Source organism: Seonamhaeicola sediminis (assembly GCF_004358095.2).
In the GTDB taxonomy this organism is placed as follows: domain Bacteria; phylum Bacteroidota; class Bacteroidia; order Flavobacteriales; family Flavobacteriaceae; genus Seonamhaeicola; species Seonamhaeicola sediminis.
The window spans coordinates 252,994-279,563 of record NZ_SMZJ02000002.1; the positions used below are offsets into that span (position 1 = coordinate 252,994).

27 protein-coding genes are annotated in these 26,570 nt (G+C 32.0%); 17 read left to right on the plus strand and 10 right to left on the minus strand.

What is annotated here, in order from left to right; all coding sequences use genetic code 11:
• The first annotated feature begins 7 nt into the window (after positions 1-7).
• Together E1J38_RS03730 and E1J38_RS03735 are read left to right on the plus strand one after the other, a co-directional pair.
• Positions 8-925 carry a S66 peptidase family protein gene (locus tag E1J38_RS03730; RefSeq protein ID WP_255449779.1) on the plus strand — a complete coding sequence of 306 codons (918 nt, stop codon included), beginning with the start codon at positions 8-10 and terminating at the stop codon, positions 923-925.
• Between the two features lie 39 nt (positions 926-964).
• Positions 965-1,219, plus strand: a complete 255-nt coding sequence (locus E1J38_RS03735) for a hypothetical protein (protein WP_133355780.1) — start codon at positions 965-967, stop codon at positions 1,217-1,219.
• Positions 1,220-1,331: 112 nt separating this feature from the next.
• Here the strand turns inward: E1J38_RS03735 and E1J38_RS03740 are convergent, their stop codons facing one another.
• A complete protein-coding gene (locus E1J38_RS03740; protein WP_133355779.1) occupies positions 1,332-2,099 on the minus strand; it encodes a TerB family tellurite resistance protein in 768 nt (255 codons plus the stop codon).
• A gap of 121 nt (positions 2,100-2,220) precedes the next feature.
• Here E1J38_RS03740 and E1J38_RS03745 point away from each other — a divergent pair, with 121 nt between their 5' ends.
• From E1J38_RS03745 to E1J38_RS03760, 4 genes are all read left to right on the plus strand, one after another.
• Positions 2,221-2,631, plus strand: a complete 411-nt coding sequence (locus E1J38_RS03745) for a BrxA/BrxB family bacilliredoxin (protein ID WP_133355778.1) — start codon at positions 2,221-2,223, stop codon at positions 2,629-2,631.
• Between the two features lie 110 nt (positions 2,632-2,741).
• On the plus strand, positions 2,742-3,140 hold the full coding sequence (locus E1J38_RS03750) for a hypothetical protein (RefSeq protein WP_145774276.1): 399 nt from the start codon (positions 2,742-2,744) through the stop codon (positions 3,138-3,140).
• Between the two features lie 96 nt (positions 3,141-3,236).
• Positions 3,237-3,974 carry a lysophospholipid acyltransferase family protein gene (locus E1J38_RS03755; protein WP_133355995.1) on the plus strand — a complete coding sequence of 246 codons (738 nt, stop codon included), beginning with the start codon at positions 3,237-3,239 and terminating at the stop codon, positions 3,972-3,974.
• 5 nt (positions 3,975-3,979) lie between these two features.
• Positions 3,980-4,627 carry an HD domain-containing protein gene (locus E1J38_RS03760; RefSeq protein ID WP_133355776.1) on the plus strand — a complete coding sequence of 216 codons (648 nt, stop codon included), beginning with the start codon at positions 3,980-3,982 and terminating at the stop codon, positions 4,625-4,627.
• 3 nt (positions 4,628-4,630) lie between these two features.
• Here E1J38_RS03760 and E1J38_RS03765 read toward each other — a convergent pair whose 3' ends face one another.
• Both E1J38_RS03765 and E1J38_RS03770 read right to left on the minus strand, forming a co-directional pair.
• Positions 4,631-7,603 (minus strand): carboxypeptidase-like regulatory domain-containing protein, encoded by a 2,973-nt coding sequence (locus tag E1J38_RS03765; protein WP_133355775.1) that lies wholly within the window; start codon positions 7,601-7,603, stop codon positions 4,631-4,633.
• Positions 7,604-7,769: 166 nt separating this feature from the next.
• On the minus strand, positions 7,770-8,645 hold the full coding sequence (locus tag E1J38_RS03770; protein ID WP_133355774.1) for an AraC family transcriptional regulator: 876 nt from the start codon (positions 8,643-8,645) through the stop codon (positions 7,770-7,772).
• A 652-nt stretch (positions 8,646-9,297) separates the two neighbouring features.
• On the opposite strand from E1J38_RS03770, the gene E1J38_RS03775 reads away from it, so the two are divergent.
• Both E1J38_RS03775 and E1J38_RS03780 read left to right on the plus strand, forming a co-directional pair.
• Positions 9,298-9,882, plus strand: coding sequence for a hypothetical protein (locus E1J38_RS03775; RefSeq protein WP_133355773.1), 585 nt, complete (start codon positions 9,298-9,300; stop codon positions 9,880-9,882).
• A 418-nt stretch (positions 9,883-10,300) separates the two neighbouring features.
• Complete coding sequence (locus E1J38_RS03780) at positions 10,301-10,897, plus strand: hypothetical protein (protein WP_133355772.1); 597 nt, start codon at positions 10,301-10,303, stop codon at positions 10,895-10,897.
• Between the two features lie 65 nt (positions 10,898-10,962).
• On the opposite strand, the gene E1J38_RS03785 is transcribed toward E1J38_RS03780, so the two are convergent.
• The gene (locus E1J38_RS03785; RefSeq protein ID WP_133355771.1) at positions 10,963-12,036 is read right to left on the minus strand and encodes a PA0069 family radical SAM protein; all 1,074 of its coding nucleotides are present in this window, start codon (positions 12,034-12,036) and stop codon (positions 10,963-10,965) included.
• Positions 12,037-12,205: 169 nt separating this feature from the next.
• Here E1J38_RS03785 and E1J38_RS03790 point away from each other — a divergent pair, with 169 nt between their 5' ends.
• Positions 12,206-12,796, plus strand: a complete 591-nt coding sequence (locus tag E1J38_RS03790) for a class I SAM-dependent methyltransferase (RefSeq protein ID WP_133355770.1) — start codon at positions 12,206-12,208, stop codon at positions 12,794-12,796.
• Between the two features lie 81 nt (positions 12,797-12,877).
• On the opposite strand, the gene E1J38_RS03795 is transcribed toward E1J38_RS03790, so the two are convergent.
• The 6 genes from E1J38_RS03795 to E1J38_RS03815 form a co-directional block, all read right to left on the minus strand.
• Positions 12,878-13,660, minus strand: a complete 783-nt coding sequence (locus E1J38_RS03795) for an enoyl-CoA hydratase/isomerase family protein (RefSeq protein WP_133355769.1) — start codon at positions 13,658-13,660, stop codon at positions 12,878-12,880.
• A 44-nt stretch (positions 13,661-13,704) separates the two neighbouring features.
• Positions 13,705-15,189: a sensor histidine kinase gene (locus E1J38_RS03800; RefSeq protein ID WP_133355768.1), complete on the minus strand. Its 1,485-nt coding sequence runs from the start codon at positions 15,187-15,189 to the stop codon at positions 13,705-13,707.
• Between the two features lie 132 nt (positions 15,190-15,321).
• Entirely contained in the window at positions 15,322-15,870 is a 549-nt protein-coding gene (locus tag E1J38_RS03805; protein ID WP_133355767.1) for a CopD family protein, read from the minus strand.
• Between the two features lie 5 nt (positions 15,871-15,875).
• Positions 15,876-16,895 (minus strand): ferrochelatase, encoded by a 1,020-nt coding sequence (gene hemH / locus E1J38_RS03810; RefSeq protein ID WP_133355766.1) that lies wholly within the window; start codon positions 16,893-16,895, stop codon positions 15,876-15,878.
• Positions 16,896-16,949: 54 nt separating this feature from the next.
• Positions 16,950-17,117: a hypothetical protein gene (locus tag E1J38_RS15065; protein WP_186525810.1), complete on the minus strand. Its 168-nt coding sequence runs from the start codon at positions 17,115-17,117 to the stop codon at positions 16,950-16,952.
• 99 nt (positions 17,118-17,216) lie between these two features.
• Positions 17,217-18,113 (minus strand): helix-turn-helix transcriptional regulator, encoded by an 897-nt coding sequence (locus tag E1J38_RS03815; protein WP_133355765.1) that lies wholly within the window; start codon positions 18,111-18,113, stop codon positions 17,217-17,219.
• A gap of 190 nt (positions 18,114-18,303) precedes the next feature.
• On the opposite strand from E1J38_RS03815, the gene hemA reads away from it, so the two are divergent.
• From hemA to E1J38_RS03855, 8 genes are all read left to right on the plus strand, one after another.
• Positions 18,304-19,569, plus strand: a complete 1,266-nt coding sequence (gene hemA, locus E1J38_RS03820) for a glutamyl-tRNA reductase (protein WP_133355764.1) — start codon at positions 18,304-18,306, stop codon at positions 19,567-19,569.
• The gene (hemC, locus tag E1J38_RS03825; RefSeq protein WP_133355763.1) at positions 19,562-21,136 is read left to right on the plus strand and encodes a hydroxymethylbilane synthase; all 1,575 of its coding nucleotides are present in this window, start codon (positions 19,562-19,564) and stop codon (positions 21,134-21,136) included. The genes hemA and hemC overlap by 8 nt, the downstream gene beginning before the upstream one ends.
• Positions 21,137-21,312: 176 nt before the next feature.
• Positions 21,313-21,462 (plus strand): four helix bundle protein, encoded by a 150-nt coding sequence (locus E1J38_RS15195; protein ID WP_255449785.1) that lies wholly within the window; start codon positions 21,313-21,315, stop codon positions 21,460-21,462.
• A 44-nt stretch (positions 21,463-21,506) separates the two neighbouring features.
• Positions 21,507-22,535 carry a uroporphyrinogen decarboxylase gene (hemE, locus tag E1J38_RS03835; protein WP_133355762.1) on the plus strand — a complete coding sequence of 343 codons (1,029 nt, stop codon included), beginning with the start codon at positions 21,507-21,509 and terminating at the stop codon, positions 22,533-22,535.
• Between the two features lie 53 nt (positions 22,536-22,588).
• Positions 22,589-23,944: a TrkH family potassium uptake protein gene (locus tag E1J38_RS03840; RefSeq protein ID WP_133355761.1), complete on the plus strand. Its 1,356-nt coding sequence runs from the start codon at positions 22,589-22,591 to the stop codon at positions 23,942-23,944.
• Positions 23,945-23,947: 3 nt separating this feature from the next.
• On the plus strand, positions 23,948-24,691 hold the full coding sequence (locus E1J38_RS03845) for an EI24 domain-containing protein (RefSeq protein ID WP_133355760.1): 744 nt from the start codon (positions 23,948-23,950) through the stop codon (positions 24,689-24,691).
• Complete coding sequence (gene hemF / locus E1J38_RS03850) at positions 24,691-25,614, plus strand: oxygen-dependent coproporphyrinogen oxidase (protein ID WP_133355759.1); 924 nt, start codon at positions 24,691-24,693, stop codon at positions 25,612-25,614. The genes E1J38_RS03845 and hemF overlap by 1 nt, the downstream gene beginning before the upstream one ends.
• A complete protein-coding gene (locus tag E1J38_RS03855) occupies positions 25,605-26,561 on the plus strand; it encodes a DUF4421 family protein (RefSeq protein ID WP_133355758.1) in 957 nt (318 codons plus the stop codon). The genes hemF and E1J38_RS03855 overlap by 10 nt, the downstream gene beginning before the upstream one ends.
• The last annotated feature ends 9 nt before the right edge of the window (positions 26,562-26,570 follow it).

A 26,570-nucleotide genomic window follows, 5' to 3' on the forward strand; every position in this document is an offset into this window, starting at 1 on the left:
AAAAAGTATGAAGCAACCTCCATTTTTAAAACCCGGTGATACGGTGGCTATTGTAGCACCCGCTGGAATTTTGAAGAATAAAACACATATAATTAATCAGTCTCAAAAACTGTTAGAAGGGTGGGGACTAAATGTGGTTGTAGGTAAACATGTTTTTAATCAAAATAATCATTTTTCGGGAACAGATGATGAACGATATGAGGATTTTCAAAAAGCTTTGAATAATCCAAAAATAAAGGCCATTTGGTGCGCCCGTGGTGGATACGGTAGTGTTAGAATTTTAGATAAACTAGATTGGTCTAGTTTTGTACAAAACCCCAAATGGATTATAGGCTATTCTGATATTACTGCCTTTCATAATCACACACATAATTTAGGGTTTGAAAGCATTCATGCTATGATGTGTACAAGCTTACAGGACGCTCCTAATACTATAAAAAAAACCATAGAATCTTTTAAGGCTGCTCTTTTTGGAACACCACTAAATTTTACTCTTGATGGTTCGGTTTACAATAAAGAAGGAAGTGTATTAGCTCCCATAGTTGGAGGCAACTTAACTATCTTGCAAACTATGTTAGGTTCTAAAACCAGTATTGATACTTCTGGAAAAATCTTATTCATTGAAGAAATTGGCGAATATAAATACCATATTGATCGCATGTTGCAAAGTTTAAAACGTGCTGGTTATTTTGATAACTGTAAAGGGGTTATTGTGGGCAATATGAGCAAACTAAAATCTAACACAACCAAATGGGGAAGTTCTATAGAACAGCTTGTTTTAGATGCCCTTTCAGACTACAATTTTCCTATAGCATTTAACATGCCTGCTGGCCATGAGAAAGACAATAGAGCCTTGATATTTGGCAAAACTGTTGAGTTAATCGTTAAAAAAGAACGATCAACTATTATTTTCAAGGATTTGTAGGCTATATCATAGATTTGTTAATAATTTAAAACCATTTCTATGATGAAAAAATTACATGTATTATTAGTAGTTGTTATGCTATCTTTTTCTATCGGTGCAAATGCCGATACTATTAAGAATTCTGATTTAAACTTAAATAATCCTGATGTACGCAAGTGCTTGTTAGATGCTACTAAAGTTTCTGGATGGGAATTAGCATCTGTTTATTTAAATGATGACAACAAAATAGTGATGATTTTTGATAAAGGAGATGACACTAGAATCTACACAAGTAAAGAAGTGTTTTCAAACTAGGAAATTCATCATTTTAAAAATTAACGGCCAACTATTTTCTTCTAAGTAGTTGGCTTTTTTATTTCTGCCGTTATTCTATAACATAGAGAAACGCTAGAGTATTGCAAAATATCTAATTAAACTTCAACTCCTTTTGCAAATGCTCATAAGCCTCTTGTACCTGCCTAAACTTTTCTTCAGCACCTTTTTGATGTTCTTCCCCTAAGTGAATCACCCTATCTGGATGGTATTTTTTTGCCATTTTACGATAAGCACTCTTAATTTCATCAACAGAAGCCGTTTTTTCAATCTCTAAAACGGTATAAGCATTGTCTATGTTATTGTAGAACATAGCTTTAATGCTCTCATAGTCACGTGCATTAATACCTAAATATCCAGCCATAATCTGTATTTCTCGCTCTTCGTCTTGCGTAACAACCCCATCTGCTTTAGCAATTCCAAATAAAAAGTGAATGAGTTGTAATCGTGATGGGTGATCCATCATTTGTTTAATCTGTAAACACACTTGACGTTTTGAAACTTTTTGCTTACTAATACCTTTAAATAACTGAAACGCATGATTAGCACGCTCTTTCCCATACATATTGGCAAACTGTTGCCTCACATAATCTAGCTCACGTTGATCTTGTTTTCCATCGGCTTTTATAACTATGGATGCCAATACCAATAAGCTTACCTCAAAATCACCAGATTGTGTCTGTGGTTGTTGTGTTCTACTATAAGTGGTTCTTCTTGTTCGTTTGCCTTCACCCAAGAACTTATCACCATTACCGTTAGACATGGCATCAATTATACTCCCTAAGGCAACCCCAATGATAGCGCCAATAGGACCTCCAAAAGACCACCCTAATGCACCACCAATCCATTTTGAAAAATTCATGTAAGTAATAGATTTTAATTATGACCAAATATAATATTAGTTAGTTGATTACATTACCATTTTGTTACACAATTAATATCTTTGTATCTCTAAAAATTGTTAATTATTAAAATTTAAAAATATGTATCCAGCAGAATTAGTAAAGCCAATGCGTGAAGATTTAACAAGCGTTGGTTTTGAAGAATTACAAACTCCCGAAGCGGTAGATACTGCTTTAGCAAAAGAAGGCACTACTCTTGTAGTAGTGAACTCTGTATGTGGTTGTGCTGCTGCCAATGCACGCCCCGGAGCCAAAATGAGTTTACAAAACGAAAAAAGACCAGATAACGTAGTAACGGTTTTTGCTGGGGTTGATAAAGAAGCTGTAGCAAAAGCACGGGAATATATGATTCCGTTTCCTCCTAGTTCACCAAGTATGGCTTTATTTAAAAATGGAGAGTTAGTGCATATGCTAGAACGTCATCATATTGAAGGTCGTCCAGCAGAGCTTATTGCTGAAAATTTAGTTGATGCTTATAATGAGTACTGTTAAAACCTGTAACTAAAAAATTCAATACCAATATAACCACGATTTATTCGTGGTTTTTTTATGTCTTTACGCAACCTTATTTTACACTTCTCATCTTGAAAAAAACAATTGACATGAAACCTACTCAAAAATTACTGGCATTAACTCTTATTTTGTGCCTTTTATTTATAGCTTGTTTACCAGATGATGGTGATGTATCAAACTACGATAAGGATATTGAAAGGCTTATTTCTTTAAAAACAGAAATTGAAGCACTTGCTGCCACATCAGTTTGTAATGATGACTCTGATTGTAAGTATATTGCATTTGGAAGCAAACCTTGTGGTGGGCCATGGACCTATTTGGTATATTCAACCTCGATTGATACGGTTGAACTAGAAACACAGGTACAGCAATACAATCAATTAGAGAGCATTTTTAACGCGCAATATGGTATTGCTTCAGATTGCGCTATTACTCAAGAACCTTTGGAAGTAATTTGTGAAAGTAATAAGTGTGTAGCTGTGTACTAATTATTTAGCATATATGCTTCTCTGGTACAAAAAAATAAATTTTTTCATTTCAGTTTTATCCATTTTTAAATGGGAAAATTTCATGTACTTTTGGGCATGGTGAAAATTTTATCGTATCCCTTAACCGTAATTTATTATTTGCTTTTTTTAATAACCCTTGTAATTTTCCATCTGTTACAGTGGCTATGCTTCAATGTTTTTGGGTACCAAGCGCATAAAAAATGTGTAGATATCCTTCAGTTTTTCTTATTAAAATGTACTCATGTTTTAGGAACACGTTTTACTTTTGATAACCCGCACACTATTAGCACTAACCAGCCCTTAATAATAGTAGCCAATCACCAAAGTATGTATGATATATCGCCCATTATGTGGTACATGCGTAAACATCACACAAAATTTATCAGTAAAATTGAACTTGGCAAGGGCATCCCGAGTGTATCATACAACTTACGCCATGGTGGTTCGGTTTTAATTGATAGGAAAAACCCAAGACAGTCCTTACCTGCTATTATGAAATTTGGTGAATATATTGAAGCTAATAATCGTGCTGCTGTTATTTTCCCTGAAGGTACCAGAAGTAAAAATGGAGAGCCAAAACCGTTTCAAACAAAAGGTTTAGAGATATTATTGAAAAAAGTCCCCTCTGCTTTGGTAGTACCCATTACGGTTAATGATTCCTGGAAAATGTTAAGGTATGGTAAATTTCCAATGGGTTTGGGCACACACATTAAATTTAAAGTACATAAACCACTAAAAATTGCTGATTACAAAGACAAAACAGAACTAATAAATATTGTTGAGAATACTATTAAATTGTTCATTCAACCTTAAATCCGGTGAAAGATATTATTGAGAAAACTAAAGCGTTTGTAAAAACAACTCTTTCTGAAGCAGAAGGTGGTCATGACTGGTTCCATACGCTAAGAGTCTACAACAACGCTTTATTAATTGCAAAAAACGAACCTGTTGATTTATTTGTTGTCTCGCTAGGGGCGTTATTGCACGATATTGCAGATAGTAAATTTCATGATGGCGATGAAACCGTTGGTCCAAGAATAGCTAGAGAATTTCTTTTTAAATTGAATGTAGATTCGGTTGTGATTGAGCATGTTTTAAAAATTATTGAAAACGTCTCGTTTAAAGGCGGTAATGAAAAACAAGACTTTAAGTCGCATGAATTGGATGTTATTCAAGACGCAGATAGGTTAGATGCCATTGGAGCTATTGGTATTGCAAGATGTTTTAATTACGGCGGTTTTAAAAATAGGGCGCTTTACAATCCTGAAATTAAGCCTAAGCTTAATATGAGCAAAGAAGCATATAAAGCTTCAACAGCACCCACTATTAATCATTTTTACGAAAAACTTCTATTGCTAAAAGATAGAATGAATACAAAAACTGGAAAAAGAATTGCTGAAAATAGACACAACTTTATGCAGCTATACCTAAAAAAATTCTATAGTGAGTGGGAGGGTGAAAGTTAATAACTAATTATAAACAAATTCATCTAGTGTGGCTTTGCTTTGCAGTTCAAATAATTTGATGACCCTAACAGATTTAGTTTCATTGGGTTTTGCAAAGTTTTTATAAACCGTATACTTTAAATAGGTTGGATTTTGAGTTTCTTCTCCTTTTAAATTTTTAATATTAATAAGCCATTTTCCAGGTTCAGCATCATCAATAAAAAACTCTTCTGTTTGATACCCTTTTTGTATGCCATCTAATATTCGTTCTTTTTTTGAAAATTCCGAAAGTTCCCAAGTAAAATATTTATTATCAGGATTTACAAATTGTAATTCAAACTCTGCCAACGGATTATTCCATTCAAAAACAAAACGCATATCTTTTTTAAAGTTTAAACTTAACAAATCAGGAGACAAATCATTATAATCAACTTCTGCTTTATGTAACATCACTAAATGTCTAAGTTCATTTTCTATAACACTTCTCAATCCTGAAAAATCAACTTCAGGAATTGTGCCTAAAAGCATTTGTTTATACAATAACATAGCTTTATTATAATTTCCTGTATTTTGATAAGCCAAAGCCATATCTCTGTATGATTGCGCTTGTTTAGGGTTTAACTCCAATATTCTTTTATATATAAACCTAGCTTCTTCATATTTGTTTAATGCTTCTAACTTATATGCTAACGTTTTCAATGCTTTAACATTATTATAGGCAATATCTGCAATACTAGTAAGAATATTGTAGGCTTTTGTAGAATCCCATCTTTCAAAATATTCTGAAGCATCAAAATAAAAGAAAATTGGCAACTGTTCAAATCTGGTTTTTTGTGCTTCATAAATTTGCAATGCTTCATTAAATGATGATGCCGCATATAATTCATTTACAAAATTAGAAACTTTTGAATTGGTTTCAGGATAGAATTTTGTTTGGTCATAATCGTTACCTGTTAATAACGCCCAATTTTTTAATTGCTCTTCAGAACTAAATTCTGAAGTTTTGGTAGTAACTAAAATAGCACCTCCAGCAGCATCAGACCCAAACCTATTAATTCCAGCTAGCGATCTTAAAACAGTAATTGACTTTATGTTTTGTGGAGATAAATTCAAGTAATTCAAACTATATAATCCATCAACAAAAACAGCTGGTGGAGTCCTTTTATCTCTTATCCAAATATTAGCATTAATGGGAGTTCCAGATACATTTACTCCAGGTGTTCTGCGTAAAACATCAACAAAATAAATATCTGAGGGACGGATATCATTTTCACTTATGTAATTAGATGCATAACCTAATTTTCTGTTACCAAGCCTAGCAATATTATCATTATCGTTAGATTTTTCATTTATACCACTTACACTAATCTCTTCAAGAAACTCTATATTTAACTCTAAATCAATATCGATATTCTTTTTATTTGATACTGTTATTGCCTTTTGTTTTACTCCAAAATAATTAACCAATAAAATATCACCATAATCTGCTTTTATTTCATATTTACCTTCTTCATCGGTAAAAACCTCATCATATGTATTTTTAATACTTACTGAAACACCTTCAAGAGGCCCTGATTTGCTTTGTACTACTCCGTAAATAGTATTTCTGTTATCCAAAACACTTGCTTCATCATATACTGTTTTATCTAAAATATCAAACTCCATGTATCTCAAAGCAGAAGAAATTGAGGTTTTATTCAGATTAACATAACTTGCATCTGAGCTTTGAGAAATCTCTTGTAAAACTTTATGGTTTGTTTTATAATTTGAGCTAATACAAAATATGGGATTTCTGAAGTTATACTCGAAATCTGATAAAGTTGAATACCCATCACCAAAAAGCATTACAATGTCAGAATTAAACGAATTTTTTGAAAATACATCGGTAAAACTAGTTCCTGCTTCGTAAGTTGTGTTTTTTAAGTGATTAAGCAGTAACTCACTCTCTCCTTTTTTGACTTCAAATGTTTTATCGCTTGTTATTTCCATATTAAACTTTACTACCCTTACTTTAACATTCTTAATTGTATTTAAATAGGTTTTTAAAAATTCAAATTCTTTATTAATATTTCTATTTAAAAACATAGATTCAGAATTGTCCCAAAGAATGGTTATGGTATTAGGCTTCGTTCTTTTTTCTATTTTGTTGTACTTTTTTGGAAAAGATGTTAATACCTGAAAAGACATTGTGGCATCTTTTATTTCCTCCCACTTATCTTGACTTATGTAACGAGTGAAGGTAGTTCCTGAGCCAATACCAGCCACAACAAACCCTACTTTATCACCAAATACCTCAACTAGTTCAATACTAACTATAATATCATTATCTACTTTGATATTATATGGTTTTAAGTTAATGGTATCAATACCTATTTTCTTGGTTACAACATGAAAAATATTAGTACTTAGCAAGTTTTTATTGGGAAGCTTTTTGTTGGAATCATAAATATTTACTCTTAATTTAATGCTGTCGGAAATATTTTCTAAAATCCTTAACTTTAAATCTAATAATTTAGAGTCCTTTTTATTTATTTTAAGTCTTGTTGCAATTTCACCTCCAAGTGCAACCTCTTCTTTCCAATAACCTATTGTATAACCATCAAAATCTAAACCACCTACTTGCTTTTTCTCGGTTTCAGGTGCAGTAATTATTAATTCATCTAAACTTTGAATGTCGGGTTGTAAGTATATTTTGTTGGTGTTTGATAATTTTGAAAATAAATCTGGAGCCTTTATTTTTAAGGTTTTATATCCTAATGAAGAAAATTGTAATACATCAAAATTTCTAATGTAATCTTCTTCATATTGCAATTTAAAACTGCCTTTTTCATTACTTGCTGTACCAATACTTTTATCAACAAAACCAATATTTACATATGGTATCGGCTGATTTGTAGATTTATCTAATACAAAAGCATCAATAGTGATAATATCCTGTGAAAAAACTTGATTATATCCAAACAGAAGGAGTAGTATAAATACTAATATCTTATTCATCTACCTTTATAATTGAAAAATTTATTTTAAAAATAAACTAATAAAACCCCTTTACCGTAATATAATTAGTTTTTTAAGAAAAATATAAGATATTACGATGTAAGACGAAAAGCCCTAAAAGATATTGATTATTTTAGAGCTTGAAATTTATAAACTTAAGGTTAAGTTAACCAATTATTTGCTTAATTTCCTTGCGGTAATTAGAGGCACTTTTACCTATAACTTCATTAAACTGTTTATTAAAATGTGAAAAATTGTTGAATCCACATTCAAAACAGATATCAGCAATACTCAACTGACTTTCATTAAGTAGCTTAGTAGCATGTACAATTCTAATCTCATTAACCACTTGGGTAAACGTTTTTCCAGTAGTTTTCTTAAAATATCTACAAAAAGCAGGTACTGTCATACTCACCTTGTTAGCAATATCTTCTAAGGCTATATGCTCTTTAAAATTGACATTTACATATTTATAAATGGTCTTAATCTTATCAGTATCTTGAGGTTCTGCTTCAAATACAAAGCCATCGGCATTTAAAATGGTATAATCTTCTGTAGTAGCTAAGTATTGCAATATTTCCAAAAGTTTCAAAACCCTTTCAAAGCCTGTATGGTTTTCTAAATCTTCAATTTTTTTTCCTACCGCATCCTTAGCCTCTCTTCCAAACTTAATACCATTTTTGGCTTTTTCAAATAAAGACGCTATCGCAATTGCTTCTGGCACATTATTAAGAAAATCTTCACCTAAAAATTCTGGTTTAAATTGAATAGTGGTTTCAATACCAGCAGCTGTTAATCTATCTGTAAAACCATTATGTGGTAAATTTGACCCTATTAGGATAAGTTGGCTATTATTAAAGTAGGACAAGTGATTGCCAATGTGTGTTTTTCCCTGTCCTCTGTTTACGTATATAAGTTCTATTTCTGGGTGAAAATGCCAGAACATTTCACTCCTATCTTGCTTATCGTTGTGTTGTTTCACCAAAATAGAATTACCAAAAGTTGGTGACAACTTTTTAAATGTAGGTTTCTTAGTTATCATATTGGGTAATCTTTTGTGTGCAAAATTACAATATATTATGCGTACATTATACATATAATTACCATAAACGTGTGTTAAATTAACTTTAAAGCTATTTAACAAATCCTTAACTGTTAATATAGCATATAAATTAGCTAAAATTGATGTTTTTTGACCCTAATATGTAACATATATTTGTACCATAAAGTTTTAGTTAAGTTATGAAACAATAATTGAAGCAAAGAAAATCAAAGGTCTTACTTCAATTTAAGAATAAAAAGATTTCATAAATACATTAATAATTAGTTTAATGTCTTATTTAGTTTAGTTGGTAGAGTGGGCTGTGGTGGCCCACTTTTTTTTGCATGAACTTTATTCAACAATTAAAAACTTACTTCGTTTAATAACAAAAAACTTTGCTAAGATCTTCTGCTTAAATATTTTTTGATTTATCGTTGATAACAATGGTTTTTACCCAAAGGAATAAGACACGTATCCTCATAGTGTTTTTCTTTGAAATATATATTATTAACCCTACAATATACTATTTTAACTTAACACAAACTTATTATACATTTAACAGATAATATAGGACATAAATTAATCAATTTCAATGTTTTACACGCTATTTATCTACTATACATTTGCAGTGTAAAACGTTAAAAACCAAATCATGAAAAACGTATTTTCAAACACTAAAAAAGGAATCTTAATGGTAGCAATGATGGCTACGGTTATGGGTTTTGCTAATGACGGTGAATTAATTGTAAAAGATGCTAAAAGAACTTCCTTAACGTTTAAAAACGTAAAAGAAGGTAACTCACTTACAATAAAAGATGCTAACGGTCTTACTTTATATAAGGAGTTAATTAAAAAATCAGGAGTTTACTCAAAAGGGTTTGACTTAAGAGCACTACCAGATGGTATTTACTTTTTTGAACTAGAAAAAGATGTTGAAATTAAAACCATTCCTTTTTCGGTATCTCATAATAAGGTAACGTTCAATAAAGAATCAGAAACTCTATACAACAAACCCATAGTAGTTGTTAAAAAAGATATGTTATACATTACTAAAATTGATTCTAACTACGAACCTTTTACAATAAGCCTATTTGGCAAAAATAGTGGTGAATTGTTATATACTGAAACCGTTACAAATACTTGTGTTATTGAGAAAGTTTATAAGCTAAAAGCGGGAAATTATAAATTAGTATTAAATTCTAATAATAAATATTTTACAAAATTCATTAATAATTAGTTTTAATGTCTTATTTAGTTTAGTTGGTAGAAGTGGGCTGTGGTAGCCCACTTTTTTTTTATCAAAAATTTACACATAACTTCTTTGTTTTCTTTTTTGGCAACCTCTCCTCTCTTATAAACTCCTTTTACTTTAGCTGTATTGTAATAAAAGTAATTTAACTTTCTCAAGTCAAGCAATACAATTTCATAATAGAATTTTTAATTCTATAACTGCTATCAAAATAAAACTAACAACATCATGAAAGAATCCTTTTCTTAAAAGTATGTATTATTAACCCTACAATATACTATTTTAACTTAACACAAACTTATTATACATTTAACAGATAATATAGGACATAAATTCATCAATTTCAATGTTTTACACACTATTTATCTACTATACATTTGCAGTGTAAAACGTTAAAAACCAAATCATGAAAAACGTATTTTCAAACACTAAAAAAGGAATCTTAATGGTAGCAATGATGGCTACGGTTATAGGTTACGCAAACGAGATGTCTTTAGTTAATTATGGAAGAGATCTGAGAGCAACAGCATTAACAATTACTAATGCAAAAGAAGGAGACTTACTTTCTATTAAAGATGGTTACGGTACTACTCTATATAAAGAAATTATTGAACAGACTGGTACATATAATAAAGGTTTTGATTTAACCGACCTACCTGATGGAGAGTATTTCTTTGAAATAGATAAGGATATGGAAATTAATTCTATTCCCTTTTCTGTAAAATCTAGTGCAGTAACCTTTAAAAAAGAAAAGGAGACTACAGTATTTAAACCGTATGTTAGAGAGGAGTATGATTTAGTGTATATCACTAAATTAGCACCAAACAAAGAACCGTTATCTGTTAAAATATACGGTCTTTATAATGGTGTTTCAGAATTGTTATACACAGAAACTATTGAAGGTATTCAAAACATAGAAAGAGCTTTTAAGCTTTATGAAGGGGAATACAAATTAGTTTTTGCTTCTAACGATAGAGAATTTATAAAATACATTAATAAATAGTTTACTCAAGTAGTTCTTATTTTGTTAAGTTTCTAAAAGCGGGCCTATTTAAGCCCGCTTTCTTTTTAAAAAAACTTTAGCTGCCTGGTTTTGTGTTGCTCATGTAAATCACAATTAAGTTTGGGCATGCGCTTTTCTTTAAAGTATTTCCGTTTTGCTAAGAGCATTAGGTTTGTAATCTGTTCTGCTATTTTGCCTTCACCTCGCATTCTAGTTCCAAATCTACTATCATTTAAAGTACCTCCGTGGCAATTTTCAATTTGATGCAACACTTTATCAGCACTATCAGGCAACGTCTTCTTAATCCAATCTGTAAAAATACCACCAATAGCTCCATTGAGTCTAACTAAAGTGTGTGCTATGGCGTTAGCACCATGCTCTGAAGCCGCTTTTGCTAATGGTAAAATTTCATGACTATTTATTGATGGAATAATTGGTGCTATCATAACATTTACTGGAACACCATTATTTGTAAGGGTTTTAACAGTTTCCAAACGCTTTTTTATGGTGGTTGTTCTTGGTTCTAAAACACGTCTTGTTTTTTCTGAAAGTGATGTTACAGATAGATTAACAGCTATCAAATTATTCTTAGCCAGTTCCTTTATTAGGTCAAGATCACGTAAGATCTGTGAATTTTTGGTGATGATACCTACAGGATGTTTGTGTTTTAAAAACACTTCCAAACACTGTCTGGTTATTTTATAAATTTGTTCGGCAGGTTGATAGCAATCGGTATTGCCAGACATTACTATAGGATGCGCTTTCCAGTGCTTCTTTTGTATGAAAGCCTCTAGTAATTTTGGCGCCTCTTTTTTTACTAAAATTCGTCTTTCAAAATCTAAACCAGCACTGTAACCCCAATATTCATGTGTGTTTCTGGCATAGCAATACACACAACCATGCTCACAACCTTGATATGCATTCATGGAGTATGACATCCCTATATCTGGACTAGTTACTTTATTTACTATGGTTTTAGGAAATACCTCCAGATAGCGTGTTTTATTTTTATCAGCTTGTTCGCCTTCTTTTTGGCAATATTCAAGAAAATCATCACGCATTTCATGACTTAATTCAAAGAAACGATTAGGGACGTTAAGCTGTGCGCCACGTCCTTTTATAACAGACTTGGGGTTCATAATACTAAATTTTAAAAGTTATTGGGAGTACCAGACTTGTTAAAATTAACCATTATTTGAACCTAATAATGTTAAATAAAAATTGGGTTATTAACAATTTGAATTTCAGTAATAAAATACAGAACTTCGTTAACTGCTTAAAACAACTATTAAAATTATTTAGTATTAAATGAAAGGAGTCATTAAGGCAAGTACTGCAGATAAATACTTAACCCCGTTGCGTAGTCAGATAGTAGATTTGGTTAAGCCAAATACAACAGTAGTTGATTTTGGATGTGGAAGTGGAGATCTACTTTTTAAGCTTTCCAATAAGATTACTTGTGGAATAGGTATAGATAAATCAGAGAACTTAATCTCATATGCCTCAAAACGAGCTCATATAGCCAAATTTCAAAATCTTGAATTTAGAATTTCAGACATAGTTAAAGAACCTTTAATTGGGCTTGAAAAAAACTATTCCATTGCCAGTTTATTATTTCATGTGTTAGATTGGGAAGCGTCAACAGAACTATTAAAAAAGATAATTAGTATTTCAGAAACGACTATAATCTGTGGATTCTGTAAACCCAATAGTTTTAAGCAAAATTTGTTGCTATGGCTTGATCAAAGATTCACTGCTCATTATAGCAATTATAAGAACTATTCCCGTAAAGGATTTACCGAAGGCCTATTAAACTCTATAGAGAATATTAAATACGATACTATAAATACTTTTGATTCATGTATAAAGATTTATGTGATAAGTAAATTTAACCTCTAAAAAAGAACTGTTTTTAAATTACTTTTGATAAATAAACAAGATTTTTTACTTCATAAGCCTTAAGAGCCCTGAAAATATTAATCACCGCCCCGGAAAATTAGCCTTACGTTTTTCCAAAAAGGCTGTGGTACCCTCAGCAAAATCTTCGGTTCCAAAACTTTTACCAAACCCTTTAATCTCCACTTCAAAACCATCTTTCCCCTCCTGAAAACAAGCATTAACGGCTTTTATGGCAGTTGCAATTGCAACTGATGAATTTTGGGTAATCTTATTAGCTATTTTTCCACAAAGAGATAGCAATTCCTCCTGAGATGTAACGTGATTTACCAACCCATAATTCAAAGCTTTATTAGCATCAATCATGCCTGCAGTCATAATCATTTCCATAGCACGCCCTTTACCTATCAATTGGGTTAAACGTTGCGTACCACCATAACCAGGAATGACTCCCAAAGACACTTCAGGTAAGCCCATTTTGGCATTTTCACTAGCTACTCTAAAATGGCAAGCCATAGCCAGTTCCAATCCGCCACCTAAAGCAAAACCATTAACTGCGGCAATTACAGGCGTTGATAAATTCTCCACAAAATTGAAAAGTATTTTTTGTCCGTTAGCTGCTAAATACTCACCTTCTTCAACCGTATAATCTGCAAATTCACTTATATCAGCACCAGCAACAAAGGCCTTTTCACCACTACCAGTTACTATAATAACCTTTGTATCTTGATCTAAATCAGCTTCCTTAAAAGCATGATGTAACTCATTAATGGTTTCTTGATTTAAAGCATTGAGTTTTTTAGGACGATTGATAGTAATGGTTGTAATGCTATTATCGTATTCGGTTAGTATGTTTTTGAAATTCATAATTAATGGTTATGGATTATGAAATTCCTGCTTCAGCAGGCATTTTACTCTTTTGGAAATATCACCTTGAACGTAGTGCCTTTATCTTTTATAGACTCAAACGTTATGGTACCTTTATAGGTTTCTACAATGTTTTTTACCATAGCTAACCCAAGGCCCATACCACTGGTTTTTGTGGTGAATTTGGGCTCAAACACTTTGTTTTTGTTTTCTTCTGAAACACCAGAGCCATTATCTGCTACCGTTAACAAAACATTATCATCTTTAGTAGTAACATGAATGGCTATTCTTGGTGTTTGATTTTTGGGTATTGCTTGAATACCATTTTTTACCAAGTTAGTCACTACTCTAATAAGTTGAGTCCTATCAAATTTAGCGATAATTTCTTTGTAATCTGAAGTAAAAATAATGTAATCCTCATTAAAAATATCCAGGGCCAATTTTATGATTTCAACTACATTCAGGGTCTCATTTTGTTGCGCCGGCATTTTAGCAAAATTTGAAAAGGCCGATGCTATGGAACTCATAGTATCTATTTGCTGAATTAAGGTTTTACTATATTCATCTAATTTTGCATTGATATTAGGATCTGTGGGGTCAAACTTTCTTTGAAAATTCTGTACCGTCAATCGCATAGGGGTTAGCGGATTTTTAATTTCGTGGGCCACCTGTTTAGCCATTTCTCTCCAAGCTTGTTCACGCTCACTTCTTGCCAATTGCACTGCACTTTCTTCAAGCTCATCAATCATACTATTATAAGAGTTTACTAGAATGGATATTTCATCACTAGTATCGCCAATTTCAATTTTTTTATTGCGCTTTTCTAATCTTGTAGAAATAATTTTATCGCTGATATTTTGCAATGATTTTGTTATAAATTTAGATAGTAAAAAGGCAATAGCTATTGCTGCTAAGAGTATTAATATAAAAGCAAACCCAATACGCTTTAAAAACTCCATAAGTTCCATCTCAAGAAAATCACTTTTCTCTAAATACGGAAGGTTTAATATTGCTAATGGCTTGGAATTTTTATCTAATAGAAATGTATATGAAGATTGAAAAGACTCCCCATTTTCATTAAGATCATGAACATATCTGTGTCTTGAAATTTCTAAGGTGCTATTAAATTCAACGGTATTGAAAATGGCATTTAAAATTTCGGCATCTATACATTTTTCTTCTATATCTCCTTGTAAGTTCGCCTTTGATGAAATTAAAAGCCCTCCATCCATATCATAGAGATTAATTTGAAGTTTATGGATATTGGCAATATTATAAATTTCATCTTTAAAAATATAAGGAAGATTTTCTGTTTTAACTTCCCAAGTATTATAACGACCATTAAGAAACTGCTTTAGGTCTGTTTGAATATTTTGTTCTTTACGCTCTAAACGTGCTTTATGGTAATCATGACTTTGCTCTTTATACTGGTAAATAGCTACCGCAGAAATTAGTACCGATGCCATTAAAACCAACAGTATCATGGCCAAAAAAATACGGGTACGTAAGGAGAGCTTTTTTAAGTTCATTTGGTTATTTAATGTTTAAATATAGCAATTATCACACCAAAAGACATTGCGTTAAATTACAATTTAAAAAAAATTAAAAACCAAAAAGATTTTTATCAATTTAAAATAAAGAGATTAGAATTTAGCGTTTTATTATGCGTCAGGATTTTTCTCCCTAAATTGTTTGTACAGTTTAAATCCTAGTATAATTAGAACTGCTAAAATGAGCATTCCAATAATGCCCCAAATCCAATTAATACTACTCTTTAAAACTACTAAAAAGATAACTGCAAACAAGATAAAAGTGGCTCCCTCATTCCATATACGCATAAAGCTAGACGATTTTTTACAAGTATCTGTCTGTAACTGTTTATAGTATTTATGAGTTAAAATGTGATACACAAATAATAACACTATAAAAAACAACTTTACGTGCATCCATGATTGTTGTAATAAAGCTGGATTTATTATTAATAATATAATAGCAAAAACAGTACATAAAATGGCTGATGGCCATGTAATAATATACCATAAGCGTTTTGCCATAATTTTAAGTTGCTTACCTAAAATATCTCTGTCTGGTGATGGTTTTTCAAGAGCCTCAATTTGATATACAAAAAGCCTTGGAATATAAAACAAACCTGCAAACCAGGTAATTACAAAAATGAGATGAAACGCTTTAAGGTAGAAATAATAATCCATATACTTTAGTTTTTATTCCAGTCTGATATCCATTTAGACAATAAATTTACAAAATCATCATCATCATTTAAACAAGGAATGGTTGTAAACTCATTTCCGCCCATTTCATGAAAAATCTCTTGACCTTCCATAGCTATTTCCTCCAAAGTCTCAAGACAATCACTCACAAAAGCAGGTGTTACAATGGCCATATTTCTTATACCCTCTTTACCCAAACGTTCAATAGTTCTATCTGTGTAAGGTTGTAACCACGGATCGAATCCTAAACGAGATTGAAAAGATGTTGAGTAACTACCTTCCTTTAACTGAAGCTTCTCAGCCACCAATCTAGTAACTTCTAGACACTGATGTCTATAGCAAAATTCATGAGCTTTACTTGGGGTTACACAACAGCTTCCATTTATTTTACAATGCGATTTTGAAATATCACTTTTTCTTATGTGTCGTTCAGGAACACCATGGTAAGAGAATAGTAAATGTTCATATGGCTTCCCTTTTAAATATCTTTGAATTGATTTTGAAAGCACTTCAATATAATCTGATTTATTATAAAATGCAGGTACAGACTCTATTTTCAAATTGGGGAAATGCATTTTCCTTATATCCTCGGCTTTAACCAAAATAGTTTCGGTTGTAGCCATGGCAAACTGTGGGTACAGAGGAAATAAAAGCACCTCTTTTACGCCTTGCTCAACCAGCTCTTTCAAACCCTTTTCAATGGTCATACTACCGTATCGCATTGCTAAAGCTACAGGGATATCAACCTGATTTTTAATTTTATCCTGAAGTCTTTTTGAGATAACAATGAGTGGAGATCCTTCTTGCCACCAAATTTTCTTATAGGCTGCCGCTGAAGCTTTTGGACGCGTTTTTAAAATAATACCTCTTACCAAGAGTGCTCTGGCAGTGTATGGAATATCAATAACTCTTTCGTCCATTAAAAACTCCCCTAGATATTTTTTAACATCTTTAGGGTTAGGGCTGTCTGGAGAACCCAAATTTACAAGTAAAACACCTTTTTTCATGTTGTAAAAATACAACACAAATTCTTAACTAAAAGCTAGAATTATAGATTTAAACTATGATTTCTTTTGTGTTTTCTGATAAAAAGGAAAAGGTTTTTTCTCAGAATAATTACAGTCTTGAAAAATACCACAAGAAGAACTTTGTCTAATTAAAGATTTTTCATTTGTGTTTCCATAATAAAGCTTATATAAAGCTTCAATTTCAGGTGATAAAAATTTCATTTTTAAGTAGTTTTGGGTTATAGATTTATGCTATAAAGAAATAAATATACCAAAAAATACCTAAATTAAAGAAAACACACTTACAAAACAGAATATAAATTAATTTAAAGACATAATATACTTTTTGGGCGTAGTACCATATTTCTTCTTAAAAGCAGCTATAAAATGACTTGAGGTACTATAACCAACCTTATGCCCAACTTCATTAACGTTATCCTCTCCAGCTTCCAATAACTTTCTTGCAACTTCCATTTTATAATCAAACAAGAAACTAAATACAGAATCGCCATAAATTTGCTTGAAGCCTTCTTTAAGTTTCTTTAAATTTAGTCCAATTTCATCAGCTAATTCCTGTAAACTAGGAGGTTCTGCCATCCTAGACACAATAATATCCTTAGCATTTCTAATCTTAATAACATTAGCTTCGTCAACCAAAAAGGGGCATTGTTCAACATCGGCATCTTCACTTCTATTAAAATACAAACTCAATAATTCATAAGCTTTCCCTTTGAAGTAGATATGCTTTATAGAACTACTTAAATTATAATTTATTAATTGATTAAGCACAATAGCCATTGAGGGTGAAATCACTCCATCCTTATAGTATTTCTTATCTTTGTTTTCTTCATTTAAGAACAAAATGTGATCTGCTTCTGTAGAGAATAAGCCATGAAATTTTTTAATTGAAATCAAAATAGATACCATCCATGAATTAGGCTCTACCTGCAAATTAATAGGTAATTCCCGTTGCGGATTATATAGTAACAAAGAATTTTCTTCGTGGATATCTAAAACATAGTGTCCTTGATTGAAAACAAACTTAGCAATACCCTTAACACAAAAATGAAATTGAATAAAAGAGCTATCTATCTCTTTTGTAACACTTTGAACTACATTTTTCTCATTTTTAAACGTTAAAACAAAAACACCTTCATCTACATTTGTTTCATTAAAGGAACTTTCTGCGACACTTTTTACACCCATTTTGTTGTCCATTTTTTTATATTATTTAGAATCATTCTATATTAAAGCTTTGAAAACTACTGATTTCACTGTAAAAATATGACATTTGTCATGTTTTTTTACAAAAAAACTCTAAAAAACTTAAAGCGATACTAAAAGTTCTTTGAGCGTTACTTTTTTTAAAACTATGATTCTATTTTTGCTTCGTATAGTCTAGTTAAATATGCACAGGTATAACATTTCTAGGAACAAGAACTTTTATGCAATTGGTTTAAGTTACAAAAAGGCCGATGCTAAAATACGTGGTCATTTTAGTTTAAGTGATGATGCTAGAATTGATTTATTGCAACAAGCCAAGGACAATCATATTGAAAGTCTTGTAGTAACTTCTACATGTAACCGCACAGAGATTTACGGTTTTTCAGAACATCCGTTTCAACTAATAAAATTACTTTGTGATAATACCGAAGGAACTGTTGATGAGTTTCAAAAAGTGGCTTACGTGTATAAAAACAAAGAAGCCATAAATCACATGTTTAGAGTTGGTTCTGGACTAGATAGCCAGATTTTAGGTGATTTTGAAATTATTAGTCAATTAAAATCGAGCACTAACCTATCTAAAAATCATAATTTACTTAATCCGTTTCTAGAACGTTTGATAAATGCTGTCATACAAGCAAGTAAACGTATTAAAACTGAAACTGAATTGTCCTCGGGAGCTACATCAGTGTCTTTTGCATCAGTTCAATACATATTGAAAAACATCCAGAATGTTTCTAATAAAAATATTTTACTCTTCGGAACTGGTAAAATTGGTAGAAACACCTGTGAAAATTTGGTGAAGCATACCAAAAATGAGCTCATAACTCTTATTAACAGAACAAAAAACAAGGCTGAAAAGATTGCTGGCAAATTCAATTTAATAGTTAAAGACTATGCCAATCTTCAGGAAGAAATTTCCAATACAGATATTTTAATCGTAGCTACAGGAGCACACCGTCCTACTGTTGATAAGCACCTTATTCAGTCTAAAAAGCCTTTGTTAATTCTTGATTTATCTATACCTAAAAATGTAGATGAAAACGTTGTGGAATTATCAAACGTAACCCTAGTGCATTTAGACTACTTGTCTCAAATGACCGATGAGACTTTAGAGAAACGCAAAGCGTATATACCTCAAGCCGAAGAAATCATTAAAGAAGTAAATGATGACTTCAACGCTTGGTTAGAAACCAGAAAGTTTGCCCCTACTATTAAAGCTTTAAAGCACAAACTTGCTAATTTTGCAACTGCAGAGTTAGATACGCAACGTAAAAAATTATCAGACTTTAATGAAGAGCAAGCTGAACTTATTAGTAACAATATCATCCAAAAAATCACAAACCACTTCGCTCATCATTTGAAGGATGACAATATTTCAACAGACGATAGTTTGGAGCTCATAAAAAAAGTGTTTCAACTAGAAGAACCTTCAAAAATCAATGTCTAAAATTATAAAAATTGGCACGCGCGATAGTGAATTAGCTCTATGGCAGGCTAAAACCGTACAAAAACTTCTTGAAAATTTAGGGTATAAAACAGAACTAGTTCCTGTGAAATCTACTGGCGATATTGTTCTAGACAAACCGCTTTATGAGTTAGGAATTACTGGTATTTTCACAAAAACCCTTGATATTGCTTTATTAAATCACAATATAGACATTGCCGTACACTCCCTTAAAGATGTCCCTACTATCTTGCCAAAAAGCATAAAACAAGTAGCTGTTCTAAAACGTGGTAATGTTAACGACACTCTTGTTTTTAAAAATAATGAAGAGTTTTTAAGTGCCAAGGAAGCCATTGTGGCTACTGGAAGTTTACGCAGACGTGCTCAATGGCTCAACCGCTACCCAACCCACACCATTGTAGATTTACGTGGTAATGTTAATTCCCGTCTTCAAAAATTAAAAGATAATAATTGGAACGGTGCTATTTTTGCTGCTGCGGGTATTGGTAGAATTGGCATTAGACCCGATGAATCCATTAATTTAGATTGGATGATACCTGCACCTGCTCAGGGTGCAATTATGATTGCTGCACATCAAGATAATGATTTTGCCATAGAGGCTTGTACCCAATTAAACCACGAAGAAACCAAAATCTGTACCACTATAGAGCGTGAGTTTTTAAATAAACTAGAAGGTGGTTGCACAGCACCTATTGGTGCTTTAGCTAGAATTAAAGATGATGAAGTTACTTTTAAAGGGGTACTTTTAAGTAAAGATGGTTCTAAAAAAATTGAGGTAAAAAGTGTTCAAAAATTAGGAAGACATCAAGGTATTGCTGAATATGCTTCTAACTATATCATTGAACGAGGTGGTAAACGCCTAATGGACTATATTAAAAGTGAAGGCAAAAAAACCAATGTATATTCCACCAAATCCTTAACAGAAGACCAACGTTTGTTGTTTAATGAAAATGTAAAAGCAGAGAGTTCAGATTTCATAAAAACAAACCCCAATAGAATTCACAATCATATTGTAAAAGAAGAAATTCAAAACGTAATCATTACCAGTAAAAATGCTGTTGATGCATTATTAACTAATTTTTCATCTGAAGAATTACGCTTTAAAAATATTTATTGCGTAGGAAGACGCACCAAGCGCCTAGTTGAAAACAAAATTGGGAAGGTTAAACATTCTGAAAAAAATGCTAAAGCATTAGCTAAATATCTTGTTGAATTTATTGATGGGACTGAAGTTACCTACTTCTGTAGTAATTTAAGATTAGATGATTTACCTACTGTTTTGGAAGAAAATCATATAAGAGTGCATGAAGTAGAAGCCTATCAAACTAAATTTGATGCGGTAGAACTCGATGATACTGTAGATAGTGTGATGTTTTATAGTCCATCAACCGTTCAAAGTTACAAGCAAAAGAATGATAAAGATGTTATTGCTTTTTGTATAGGCGAAACAACTGCAAAAGAAGCAAGAAAACACTTTAAAAAAGTAAAAATTGCTAAAGTACCAACGGTTGAAAGTGTTATTGAATTAGTGAATGAACATTATATTTAAATACCTTTGGCTCCTAGCTTTTAGCTATTGGCTCAACAGTTATAACAAAAGAATCGCTAACAGCTAACGGCAAATCGTAATGAGAGATTTCAGAAAACTAGACATATGGAAGAACGGGATTCAACTGGTAAAGCAGATATAGTGAAGTAGCGTTTAAACGCTTTCTTGAGATAGCAATTGGCTCTTTATTCGAAGTAGAAACCCAACTAGTAATTGAGCTAGAATTAAAATTTATAGAAGAAAAAGAACTAGTATCCATTTTTACTTTAGTCCAAAAAAAAGCAAAAATGATAAATAGTTTAATAAATAAAATTAAAAACAGTTAACGCTTTTTAGCTAATAGCTAAAAGCCAAAAGCTAAACGCTAACTATGATAAAGAACGATTTATTTTTAAGAGCATTAAAAGGTGAAACCGTAGACCGTCCACCAGTATGGATGATGCGTCAAGCAGGCCGTTATTTACCAGAATTTATGGCTATTCGTGAGAAATACGACTTTTTTACACGTTGCCAAACTCCCGAATTAGCAAGTGAAATAACTGTGCAACCCATCCGTAGATATGGAATGGATGCCGCTATTTTGTTTAGCGATATTTTAGTAATTCCTCAAGCTATGAATATTGAGGTACAGATGAAACCAAATTTCGGACCTTATTTACCAAACCCTGTGCGTTCTCAAAAAGATGTTGATAATGTTATTGTTCCAGATGTAACTATTGAATTAGATTATGTATATCAAGCCATAAAAGCAACTAAAGAATTGTTAAATGATGATATTCCTTTAATCGGTTTTGCAGGTTCACCATGGACGATTCTTTGTTATTGTGTACAAGGTCAAGGCAGCAAAACGTTTGACAAAGCAAAGGAATTCTGTTTTACAAATCCGTTAGCAGCTCATCAAATGCTTCAAAAAATAACCGATACCACTATTGCTTATCTTAAAGAAAAAGTAAAAGCTGGTGTTAACGCCGTACAGGTATTCGATTCTTGGGGAGGCATGTTATCTCCTTCAGATTACCAAGAATTTTCATGGCAATATATCAATCAGATTATTGAAGCTCTTAAAGATGATGTCCCAGTAATTGCCTTTGGAAAAGGTTGTTGGTTTGCGCTTGGCGAGATGGCCAAAAGTAACGCCTCGGCTTTAGGTGTAGATTGGACGTGTTCTCCACGAAACGCCCGTTATTTAACTGGTGGAAACATTACCTTACAAGGAAATTTTGACCCATCAAGATTATTATCCCCTCCTGCAGACATCAAAAAAATGGTAACTCAAATGATTAACGATTTTGGCAAAGATAAATACATTGTAAACCTAGGTCATGGCATTTTGCCAAACATACCTTTAGACCATGCTAAAGCATTTATTGATGCTGTAAAAGAATATAAGGCTTCATAATTGTAAAGCACAAAAGTATATCTTTATCAATTAAGATATCAAAACTTTAAGTCATGCCCAATAAATTTAAACAATTGGCAAAAAAATACACCCTTATCAAAAAAGGATGGAGCCCGCAACAAAATTTATTCTATGGCTTTTCTACATATATTTTGTTGGGTTTCATATTATTGTGTTTACCCATATTTCAAAAGGAAAGCGCCTCTCTATTAGACCATTTATTTATAGCCACTTCGGCTGTTTCTACAACAGGTTTAGTTACTATTTCAATATTTGATACCTACAATGTCTTTGGGCAGTTTATAATCATGATACTTATCCAACTAGGAGGTATTGGATATTTAACCTTTACAACCTTCATGTTGCTGTCTACTACACGTAAAATGACCTTTTGGCACAAAAAAATACTATCTACAGAATTTACATTACCAAAAACCATAAGAATTAATGATTTTATTAAATCTGTAATTCTATTCACATTAATTATGGAACTTATAGGTGCTGTACTTTTCTTTATTGCCTTTAAGGGTAAAGGTATGCCTATTGTTGAAGCTATTTGGTCTTCAATTTTTCATAGTATAAGCACCTTTTGTACTGCAGGATTTAGTTTGTTTAACAATAGCTTCATGGATTATGCAGATGACCATTTTATAAACTTTATCATATCCATGTTAGCTATTTGTGGGTCTATGGGGTTTATTGTAATAACAGATTTTGGTTTATGGATAAAACAGAAGTCGCACAAACTTAGTTTTACAACTAAAATTGTACTCTGGGGGTTTTTAATCTTACTAACATCAGGAACTTTATTTTTCTATTTTTTTGAACCTAGTATATCTCAATTGTCGGGCAGTTCACGTTTTTTAGCCTCTTTTTTTCAAACCATGACAGCCATGACAACCGTTGGTTTTAATACCGTAGACTTTGGCATTTTTACCCAAGCCATGATGCTTATTTGTATCTTTTTAATGTATATTGGAGCGTCACCTTCAGGTACTGCTGGGGGTATAAAAATCACAACATTAACTGCTGTTTTTGCCATTTTAAAAAGTCAACTTAAAGGCAGTAAAAACATTACGTTTTTGGGTAGAATTATTCCCTATGAACGATTATATATTGCCACTTCAGCCTTTATTTTTTATACTATAATTATCTTGATAGGCACATTTTTAATTACTATTACTAACCATTTAAAATTTGAAAATATTCTTTTTGAAGTAGCTTCGGCACTTGGTACTGTTGGTATAAGTACAGGTATTACAGGTGATATTAATAGTTTTGGCAAACTAGTAATTATCATACTTATGTTTATTGGCCGACTAGGTGTTTTAACGTTTGGGTTGGCTATTTGGTCAAGAACCAAAAACGAAAAAGCGGCTGAAGCTATAAAGGAAGATATTGCAGTTTAAAATATGATGAAGAGTATCATTTCAGGAATTAAAGCATATTTTGGAGCCTTTGGTTTAATATCAAAACTAAAACTATGGAAATATTTTGCAATTCCTATGTTTATAAGCTTTGTTACTGCTCTTGTCATTTTCTTTTCAGCATATAATCTTTCAGATAATATTAGCAATTGGATTGCTAGTATTTTACCAAGTTGGGGAGGTGCTAACTGGTTGAAAATAACTTACAGAATTATTTCTGGACTAATAATTATTGTTATTGGTCTTATTCTTTATAAACACGTCATAATGGCATTGTCGGCACCATTTATGAGTCCCGTATCCGAAAAAATTGAAGCGCACTTAACTGGAAACCCTTTACATTCTCATAGAGACACAACATTTGCGCAACAATTGTGGAGAGGTATTAGGATTAATGTTAGAAACCTGATTATGGAACTAGTTTTAACAATTCCTATTTTGATTTTAAAATTCATCCCAATAGTTAACATATTCTCTACTATTTTGCTCTTTTTAATGCAGGCCTATTATGCTGGTTTTGGTAACATGGATTACACGCTTGAACGCCATTTTACTTATAAAGAAAGTATACAATTTGTTAGAAGGCATAAAGGCATTAGCATTGGCAATGGTATTATTTTTTTACTACTATTATTCATTCCGGTTGTAGGTGTTGTATTGGTTTTACCCCTATCGGTTACAGCGGCATCAGTAAAAACAGTTGAATTACTCAACCCAAAAGAATCCTAATGAAAGACAAATTCTATCAATACATACAAGATTTACAAGACACCATTACTTCTAAATTGGAAGAAATAGATGGTAAAGCCAAATTTCAAGAAGATATTTGGAAACGCCCCGAGGGTGGTGGTGGAAGAACCCGAGTTATACAAAATGGTGATGTTTTTGAAAAAGGTGGCGTAAATATTTCGGGGGTACATGGTAAATTACCAAAAAGCATGCAAGCGTATTTTAAAGTAGGTGATGTCAATTTTTTTGCTTGTGGGCTTAGTTTAGTAATCCATCCTAAAAGCCCCATGGTACCAACCGTACATGCCAATTGGCGCTATTTTGAAATGTACCCTTCAACTCCGCTAAGCACAGGTGAAAAAAGAGAGATTATTGATAGCTGGTTTGGTGGTGGACAAGACTTAACACCATATTACTTATTTGAAGAAGACGCAAAACACTTCCATAAAACTTGTAAAACAGCTTGCGATAAACACAATCTTGAGTTTTATCCAACATATAAAAAACGTTGCGACGAGTACTTTTACAACACTCATAGAAATGAAGGACGAGGTATTGGCGGTTTGTTTTTTGATTATTGCAAAACCTCAGATAACATGACCATGGAAAATTGGTATAACTTTGTCACCCAAGTTGGGGATAGTTTTCTTGATGCTTATGTACCTATTGTTGAAAAACGAAAAAATTTACCATATACAGATGCACAACGCAACTGGCAAGAAATCCGTCGTGGCCGCTATGTAGAGTTTAATTTAGTGCACGATAAAGGTACCTTGTTTGGATTGAAAACCAACGGACGTATTGAAAGTATTTTAATGAGTTTACCACCACATGTACAATGGGTTTATGACCATCAGCCAGAACCTGGTAGTGAAGAAGAAAAATTGATTGAAGTTCTAAAAAATCCTGTGGATTGGATATAAAGGCTTACATATTAAATGTAATATTATTCTGTGCTTCACTATCTTTTTCACAAAATGATAGTATTGTTAAAAATCAATATATAACGCAGTTTCAAGATAAAATAAGTACGCGATTATCTATCATTAACACTTCAAATAGCTTTTACATTAATGATTCTGACTTAGGCCTAAAATACCAGTTAAAACCAAATGTCAGGGATTATTTTGGTGCATCTATACTTTTTAGGAGCGTAGAGATTGATTATGGTTTTTCACCAAAATTTCTAAAGTCAAATAGAGACAACGCAAACTCAAAACTCTTTAACCTAAACCTCAGAATGTTTCAAAGTCAATGGATGCAAACTATAGATTTGTATAACCAAAAAGGGTTTGATCTTATTCTTAATAACGAAAGAGTACGCATATCAGGAATTAAAACGTTTAAAATTGGAGGTTCAACTTCATATATACTTAACAAAAAATTTTCTTTCAGAGCCATTGGTTTTCAAAATGAGTGGCAAACCAAAAGCGCAGGAAGTTTTATTCCCAGACTTTATTACTACTACACTAAATATACCCTAAATGACAATGGTTTTAATGAAGACACCCGTTCTTATGATGTTGCTATCGGTCCATCTTACTACTATAATTTAAGCATCCATAAGAACTTTCTATTCTCGGTTGGAGCCTCTGCTGGAATAGGCATAAATCATAGTTCGATTATTGGCGATGGTAGTCTAACCTCAGCGCTTTATGAGTTTTCTGGCAGAGCTGTTATAGGTTATAATTCTGAAACTTTTTTTGGCGGCATTAATTATAGCTTGTTAATATTAGAACACAATGTTGACCGATATACAAGGCAGGATGATACTATCCCTTATTTGGAGTTTTATATTGGATATCGTTTTAAGGCTTCGAAAAAAATAATGAAATTAGCAGACGATTTTAATCGTAAATTTGGATTTTAAAAAAAGTAA